Genomic DNA, 7356 nt, shown 5'->3' on the forward strand with positions numbered 1-7356 from the left:
ATATTCTTCCAAAGGAGCCACGCCACGATGATCGCATCCGCCCCCTCAGTCACTGCCCTCAAGTACGAGCCCGTCCTGCTGGAAGCCATCAACAGTGCAGTGGCGAGCGCCATCGGCATGTGCGGCGTGCATACGCACTGTGTGGGCGTCTCCACGGTGCCGCCCAGCGAAACCGGAATCATCACGGGACTCATCGGCGTCCACGGGAAAGTGACCGGCTTCATCACGGTGAACATGGCGGAACGTTTCGCCACGAAAGCCGTGGAAGGCTTGCTCCAAGACAGCTACGGCGCCCTGACGGCCCAAGTCGTCGACGGCCTCGGCGAGATCACCAACGTGATCGGCGGCGGCATCAAGGCACAACTGGCCACCACGCCTTGGGGATTCACCCACATCACGGTCCCCAGCGTGATCGTCGGCAAGGGCTACGCCATCGCGTATGCCAAGGGACTGGAATTCCTCTCCGTGCAATACGTGCACGACGATCCCGAAGCGATCCGCCTGGAAGACCGTCAAATGCAGGTCAGCATCTCATTGCTGAGACTGTAGTTGCCCGCGTCCGCCGTGTTAGACTAGCGCCCGTCGCAATTCATCAAATGGCGAGGGCGAACGATGGCGGAACCTTATCGAGTTGCCGTGATCGGCCGGACCGGCCGCGGGGATTATGGTCACGCGCTGGACATGGTCTGGCTTAGCGTACCGCGAGCGCAGGTCGTGGCCGTGTCCGATCCGGACAAAGTCGGCCTGGCGGCGGCCGCCAAGCGATTGAATGTCGACCAGACCTTTGCCGATTATCGCGAGATGCTCGACAAAGTGAAGCCGACCGTGGTGAGCATCGCCCCGCGATGGCTCGACTGCCATCAGGAGATGGTGCTGGCCTGCGCCGAGCGCGGCATTCATATGTATTGCGAGAAGCCGCTCAGCCGCACCTTGGCCGAAGCGGACGCCATGGTCGACGCCTGCGAGCGAACGCACGTCAAACTCGCGCTCGCGCATCAGACCCGCTACAGTCCCAAGCTGCCGATCGTGAAGCAGCTGATCGACGACGGCGCCATCGGCCGCGTGTTGGAACTGCGCGGGCGCGGCAAAGAGGACCAGCGCGGCGGATCGGAGGATCTCTGGGTGCTTGGCTCGCACGTGATGGATTTGATCCACTATTTCGCCGGCGAGCCGCAATGGTGTCTGGCGACGATCACCACCGAGGGCCGACCGCTTGCTAAAGCCGATGTCGTCGAGGGTCCCGAAGGAATTGGCCCGCTCGCCGGCGATCGCGTCGACGCGATGTACGGCCTCTCGAACGGCGCGACGGCATTCTTCGGCTCCCGCCGCAATGGCATGGGCAAACCCTCGCGATTCGGCCTGCAGATTTACGGCTCGAACGGCGTCATCGAAATCCTTACGGGTTATCTGCCGAGCGTGAAGTTACTCGTCGACGGCGGCTGGTCCCCCGCGCGTGGCAAAAAGCAATGGCAGGACGTGTCCAGCGCGGGCGTGGGTCAACCGGAAACGGTGACCATGACGAGCGAAGAGCAACAGCTCGCCGGCAACGTCGCGGCGGCCAATGATCTGCTGGACGCCATCGAACAAGACCGCCAACCCCAGGCCAGCATTTACACCGGCCGCACGGCGGTGGAAATGATCATCGCCCCATTCGAATCGCAGCGCACCGGCGCCCGCGTCGATTTCCCCATGGTCACCCGCGAAAACCCGTTGACGCTGCTGAGCGGGTAACAGAAGATTTAGCCCGCGAAACACGCAAAACACGTGAATTGTCCACGGAAAAAACGAAAAAGCACGAAAGTCAGCAGGTGTGCGTCCTCCGTTTGACTTCGTGTCCTGAATTCTTTCGCGTGTTTAGCGTGTTTCACGGGCAAATGCCTCCGCGGTTCAAAGCGGTTTACGCCGCCTGGCGTTGGGCCGCGAGCTCGATGCCGTGTGCGTGGAAGCGGCGGATGATCTCGAAATTCACGCGCTCGCTGAAGGCGCTGAAGCGGCCCCCTTCCTGCGGCGGGAAGTAGTAGGTGACCTGGATGTTCAGCGCCGTTTCCTGGATGTCGTTGAACGTCACTTGCGGAGGATGATCGGCGTCCATGCCTTCATGATCGGCCAGGATTTCGCGGACGATTTCCACGGCGCGTTCCACTTTTTCCGGTGCGGTGTGGGCGTGTAGCCGCAGATTCAGTTGCCGGCGCAGATGCGGTCGCTTGGCGATATTGAGGATCGTCTTGCCGGCCAGGTCGCCGTTGGGAATCGTCACCAGATGCCCTTCGATGGTACGCAACCGGGTCGAGCGAAATCCCACCGCTTCGACGCGCCCTTCCTGCGAATCGACGCGAATCAGATCACCGAGTTCAAACGGCCGATCACTAAAGATCATGATCGAGCCGAAGAAATTCTTGATCGACTCCTGCGCGGCCAAACCGACTGCCAAACCGCCGACGCTGACGCCGGCGAGGATCGGCGTGATTTGATCCTGTTGATGCGTATCGTTCGCGATTTTGACAAAGGTCGCGAAGGCGATCCCGGACCGCATCAGCGTTTTTGCGACCGGCAGGATCATGTCATCGAGCCGGCTATTCGTCATCCTCGTGAAGCCGCTCAGCCAGCGTTCCGCCACATCGACCAAGCGCCAGGCAATGTAGGCGCCAACCAGTGTTGTCAGCACGAGAAACGACTTATCGGCCTTCGCGGCGATACTTTCGCTGAGAGTAAGGAACCGATGCCCCAAGTACAGACCAAGCGCCACCGATCCAAACCGGGCGCTGCGGCTGACGGAATCGCAGGTTGCCGCGACGAGTGATCGATTGCGCCCGCGAAACACTGCTCCAAGTCGCGCCAGGGCGAATTGCAGGATCGCGCCGATCACGGTCGCCAGGTAGATCGTGAACGCGACGGCGATGAATTGCTGGACGGAGTTGTTCCAGATGCGGTACTGGAGGTTCAGCACTTGTAGTCCGATGCAGGCCCCCAACAGGATGGCCGCGCGGTGGACATATTTCACTGTGGCTTCGAGGATCGTGGCCGGCACGGTCCGCTGAGCGCCACGCAAGCGCGCCGCCGTCCGCGCCACGAGCGCCCGGACCGCTTCACCGATCATGCTGGCGGCCAGGATCGCGGCCAGGAAAGCGCCGTAGCGGTAAAGCTCGTTCCCCAGGACCAACTGGTTTAGCCCAGTGGCCAACTTGGATTCCAAGGCGGCGACGCTGACTTCGCTGTCTGCGCGGGCAATCTCCGTCCAGGCGGCGCAAAGCGTCATCGCCAAGCCAAGCCGTGACATCGAAAAACGACCACTCATACGAAGCACCTCCCCAGCGGAAACCGACCCCGTCGCGCGCGGATTCTGTCAAAACCGGACTTCGGGGGCCAGATCAGGTTGGAAGCCAGGTCCGTTGACCCTTTGGCGGCGGGTGAGCGTGGTTAAACGCTGTTAAGCCCAGGGAAGGCCACCGAATACGATTGCCAATGGTGAAGTCTCCGAGGGCCTTCCCTGGGCTTGGGGGGAGCGGATCGTGAGAATCGCGTTCCGCCGCCTCGCAGGCCAAGGAATTGACTTGACACGGGACCGAGACGCCCCAACAATCAGCGCGATGAACTATCGGCGGGCACCCATCTGCGCGCTAGCAATTCTGGCCATCCTGGGCGGAAACCTGGCGGCTGCGCGGGAGGGCTGCTGCCACCTGGGTCCGCTGGCGGCTCAATGCTGCTGCCATCAGGCGGTACAGAAAGCTGCCTGCCCAAAGTGTACGGCAAAGCGAAGTTGCTGCGCGGGCAAAGAAGCAGCGACCGACGCCGTGGTGCCATCCGCAAAGCGACCCTGCGATTGTGAACATCAACCGCAGGCTCCGGCGGTGGTGGAGTCGACAGGACGAGTGAAAGAATCTTCCCACGGGATCGCTTTTCACCAAGCGGTTTTGGTCGCGACGCCGGCGCGGACCTTGGTTCGCGGCACGGTTGAACTTCGCGAGCCGCTGCATCCGCCTCGGCATTCTTTGGCCGCCTGGCAATGCTCCTGGCAGGTATGACGCACTGCGCGCGCATTTGTTTTTCGCCGCTGTTCGGTGGCGTGTTTTGCTGTTGAATTTGGGAGTTGCGGCCATGCGCCGGTGGTTCCCAATCGCGTTTTTCAGGCAAGTTGCCGAACTAAGTTCGTTCGTACACAGGTTTCGTCCTCTCACAGGAAAATCCCCATGAAGACTCGTTGGTTGTTGCTGGCCGCGTTCGCCGCGGTGTTGTCGTTGAGCACGTCGGCCTTCACCGCTGAGGAGAAGGAAGAAAAGGCGTTCGAGTGCAAGTGCGTCGTCTCCGGCGCTCCGGCCAAGGAAGACAAGTTCGTCGAGCAGGACGGCAAGAAGGTCTACTTCTGCTGCGAAAACTGCCCGAAGGCTTACGCCAAGGAACCGGAGAAGTTCGTCGCCAAGGTCCATCATCAATGGGCCAAGACGGATCAGATCGTCCAGGTCGCCTGCCCGTTCTCGGGCGAAGCGCTGGATCCGGAGCAAACCGTGGAAGTGGACGGCGTGTCCGTGCAATTCTGCTGCGAAAACTGCAAGGCGAAAGCCGAGAAGGACAAGGACGCGTTGGCGTTGATCTTCGCCGACATCGAGAAGGGCTTCACGATGCAGAACCTCTGCCCCGTGAGCGGCGCGGCCATTAAGGCCGACAAGGTCGTCGAACATGACGGCAAGAAGGTCTACTTCTGCTGCGAGAATTGCCCGAAGGCGTTCGAAAAGGACCCGGGCAAGTATCTCTCGAAGTTGCCGCAATTCGCCGAAAAGAAGTAGTTCGGTAGTTGCTTGACATGTTGCAAATCACGGGGGCGCCGACACGAGCCGGCCGCCCCCGTGTTCGTTTCCCGGCTTACTTGCAGTCACACGGCCGCGCGCTTAGACTCGGTTCGTTGCTCATGATTTTATCGCGCGTAGATCGTCCCCACTGGAGAACTCCCATGTCGCGCCTGCTGGTTGCTTGCCTGATTGGTTTGACGGGTTTGGGTTCAAACGCGGTAACTGTCCTGGCCGCCGAGGCAGATGACGACGGTTTCGTCTCCATCTTCGACGGCAAGTCGCTCGACGGTTGGCATAAGAATCCGGAGCGGATCGGCCACGGCACCGGCGGCAACTGGGTGGTCGAGGGCGGCGAGATCGTTGGCGAGCAAGACCCGCCAGGCAGCGGTAATGGCGGCATTCTGCTCACGGACAAGAAGTATCGCGACTTCGAACTGTTGATCGACATGAAGCCGGACTGGGGCGTCGACAGCGGGCTGTTCGTGCGCGGCAACGATCGCGGGCAGTGCTTTCAAATGATGGTCGACTACCACGAGGCGGGCAATGTCGGCCACATCTACGGCGAAGGGACCGGCGGATTCAACAACCGGCCGTTCGAGATCTTCGGCGAATATGACGGCGACAAAAAGCTCAAGACGCTGACGACGAAGCCGAACGGCTTCACATCGCAGGGTTTCTCCTGTTCGGGCGAGGAGTGGGTTAAAGCCTGGAAAGTGAACGATTGGAACACCGCCCGGGTGCGCGTCGTGGGCAATCCGCCCCAGATTACGACCTGGATCAACGACCAGAAAATCAGCGAATTCGACGGCAATACGTATGAGCAGCAAGGTTACGACAAGGGCAAAGTCGCCGAAGAACTTGGCGATGAAGGAAGCATCGCCGTCCAGGTCCATGGCGGCCAAGGCGCATGGCCCACAGGGGCGAAGTGCCGCTGGAAGAACATCCGCGTTAAACCACTGTAGGACCAGTAGGACGGCGGCAATTCTTGTCGCGCACCACAAGCCGGAATACGATTCATGTCGTCGCCTGATCGAAGAAGCTTCCTTGACTCTCCCTCATGACTGATTTGATTGTCAAGTCGATGGATGATGCGCTGCTCGCCAAGCGTGAGCAGTTGCTGGCGCTTGTTGCCGGTTATCGGCGCTGTGCCGTGGCCTATTCCGGCGGCGTCGATAGCGCCGTGGTCTGCCAGGCGGCGTTTCTCGCGTTGGGCGACGAGGCCGTGGCAGTGACGGCAAATAGCGAAAGCCTCGCCAGCGGCGAGCTTGAAGCTGCGCAGGAAGTCGCACGGCAAATCGGTATCCGGCACGTGGTAATGCGGACCAACGAGTTGGCGAACCCGCTGTATGTGCGGAACGCGCCGGATCGTTGCTACCACTGTAAGGCCGAGCTCTACCAGGAATTGGAAGCGTTCGTGGAGGATTGGCCCGGAGCGGTCATGGCCAATGGCGCGAACGCGGACGACCAGGGGGATTATCGGCCCGGTATGACGGCCGCGGCGGAACGCCAAGTTCGGAGCCCACTGCTGGAATGCGGGATCAACAAGCAAGAGGTACGGCAGCTTGCCGAGGCGTGGGGACTGCCGGTGTGGGATAAACCGGCGAGCCCGTGTTTGTCGAGCAGACTGGCATACGGCGAAGAGGTCACGCCGGATCGGTTGCGGGCGATTGACCTAGCGGAGCAAAAGCTACGCGGACTCGGTTTGCTCCAAGTCCGCGTGCGTTATCATCGAGGCGACTTAGCTCGGATCGAAGTGCCCGCGGAAGCCATCGCTCGCTTAGCTGATCCGAGCGTGCGCGACTCGCTTGTGAGCGAGCTGCGGTTGCTGGGTTTCAAGTACGTCACGCTCGATTTGGCGGGCTTCGCCTCCGGGAGCATGAATGCAGTGCTGCCGGTCGAGAGCCTCGTCCTGCACCGAGCTTAAGCGGCGCCGCGACGACGCTTCCAGGCGCCGACGCCGAAGACCGTGCCGATCAGCGTCCATGCGACCAGGCTGGCCGGTTCGGGGACGATTCCGACGCGCAGCGAATCGTGTTCCGCCTTCGCGTTGCCGTTTCCGCCGCTGGAATAGACTGCGTCCGTGTGTCCGAGCCAAGCGTCCACGCTTTCGCGCACCGGCATGGAACTACGCAAGTCATTCCCGGCGTTAGGCTTCAGGAAATCCTGCGGCTGAGAGCCCGAATTTGTAAGCAAGCTGGCGCCCAGTCCGCGTTCCGTCTGAAGGTACGCGATCTCAGCACCCAGGCCTTGGTAACCGGTGGCAAACTGGCGGAAGGCGTCCTTGATCTCCGTCATGGCGTCCATGCTGGAACCGCTTCGGCTGGGCGATGCGATCGCGGCGGAGCCGCACAGCGAAATCACGGTGCCGAGCAGGAGGGCGTATTTGGGTAGATGCATGAGTGACTTTCGGAAGGTAATGCCAAAATCGCCGTCGCGGCAAATTGCCAGTACGCGAATATTCGTTTGTAGTGCCTTTAGTGTATTTGCGGACTACGCGGCCGTCAACATAAAATGCGACAGTTTTTTCACAGTTATGGTTGCAAGTTTTAGGCCGGTCGAAATTCCCACTCCG

7 protein-coding genes are annotated in these 7356 nt (G+C 60.9%); 5 read left to right on the forward strand and 2 right to left on the reverse strand.

All coding sequences use genetic code 11. The features are described 5' to 3' along the window. The first annotated feature begins 27 nt into the window (after nucleotides 1–27). Nucleotides 28–549 carry a chemotaxis protein CheX gene (locus tag SGJ19_09090; GenBank protein ID MDZ4780393.1) on the forward strand — a complete coding sequence of 174 codons (522 nt, stop codon included), beginning with the start codon at nucleotides 28–30 and terminating at the stop codon, nucleotides 547–549. A gap of 63 nt (nucleotides 550–612) precedes the next feature. Then, nucleotides 613–1731, forward strand: a complete 1119-nt coding sequence (locus SGJ19_09095; GenBank protein MDZ4780394.1) for a Gfo/Idh/MocA family oxidoreductase — start codon at nucleotides 613–615, stop codon at nucleotides 1729–1731. Between the two features lie 166 nt (nucleotides 1732–1897). On the opposite strand, the gene SGJ19_09100 is transcribed toward SGJ19_09095, so the two are convergent. Further along, on the reverse strand, nucleotides 1898–3295 hold the full coding sequence (locus SGJ19_09100; GenBank protein MDZ4780395.1) for a mechanosensitive ion channel family protein: 1398 nt from the start codon (nucleotides 3293–3295) through the stop codon (nucleotides 1898–1900). 892 nt (nucleotides 3296–4187) lie between these two features. On the opposite strand from SGJ19_09100, the gene SGJ19_09105 reads away from it, so the two are divergent. From SGJ19_09105 to larE, 3 genes are all read left to right on the forward strand, one after another. Then, nucleotides 4188–4781, forward strand: coding sequence for a hypothetical protein (locus SGJ19_09105; GenBank protein ID MDZ4780396.1), 594 nt, complete (start codon nucleotides 4188–4190; stop codon nucleotides 4779–4781). Nucleotides 4782–4945: 164 nt separating this feature from the next. Beyond that, nucleotides 4946–5746 (forward strand): DUF1080 domain-containing protein, encoded by an 801-nt coding sequence (locus SGJ19_09110; protein MDZ4780397.1) that lies wholly within the window; start codon nucleotides 4946–4948, stop codon nucleotides 5744–5746. Between the two features lie 95 nt (nucleotides 5747–5841). Then, the gene (gene larE / locus SGJ19_09115; protein ID MDZ4780398.1) at nucleotides 5842–6708 is read left to right on the forward strand and encodes an ATP-dependent sacrificial sulfur transferase LarE; all 867 of its coding nucleotides are present in this window, start codon (nucleotides 5842–5844) and stop codon (nucleotides 6706–6708) included. Here larE and SGJ19_09120 read toward each other — a convergent pair. Next, nucleotides 6705–7181 carry a hypothetical protein gene (locus SGJ19_09120; protein MDZ4780399.1) on the reverse strand — a complete coding sequence of 159 codons (477 nt, stop codon included), beginning with the start codon at nucleotides 7179–7181 and terminating at the stop codon, nucleotides 6705–6707. The genes larE and SGJ19_09120 overlap by 4 nt on opposite strands. Between the last annotated feature and the right edge of the window lie 175 nt (nucleotides 7182–7356).

Source organism: Planctomycetia bacterium (assembly GCA_034440135.1).
In the GTDB taxonomy this organism is placed as follows: Bacteria; Planctomycetota; Planctomycetia; order Pirellulales; family JALHLM01; genus JALHLM01.

What these genes read in the sequence shown, in the direction of transcription:
- SGJ19_09120 (MDZ4780399.1), bottom strand. Translation starts at nt 7,181, where the DNA reads ATGCATCTACCCAAATACGCCCTCCTGCTCGGCACCGTGATTTCGCTG.
- SGJ19_09095 (MDZ4780394.1), top strand. Translation starts at nt 613, where the DNA reads ATGGCGGAACCTTATCGAGTTGCCGTGATCGGCCGGACCGGCCGCGGG.
- larE (MDZ4780398.1), top strand. Translation starts at nt 5,842, where the DNA reads ATGACTGATTTGATTGTCAAGTCGATGGATGATGCGCTGCTCGCCAAG.
- SGJ19_09100 (MDZ4780395.1), bottom strand. Translation starts at nt 3,295, where the DNA reads ATGAGTGGTCGTTTTTCGATGTCACGGCTTGGCTTGGCGATGACGCTT.
- SGJ19_09105 (MDZ4780396.1), top strand. Translation starts at nt 4,188, where the DNA reads ATGAAGACTCGTTGGTTGTTGCTGGCCGCGTTCGCCGCGGTGTTGTCG.
- SGJ19_09110 (MDZ4780397.1), top strand. Translation starts at nt 4,946, where the DNA reads ATGTCGCGCCTGCTGGTTGCTTGCCTGATTGGTTTGACGGGTTTGGGT.
- SGJ19_09090 (MDZ4780393.1), top strand. Translation starts at nt 28, where the DNA reads ATGATCGCATCCGCCCCCTCAGTCACTGCCCTCAAGTACGAGCCCGTC.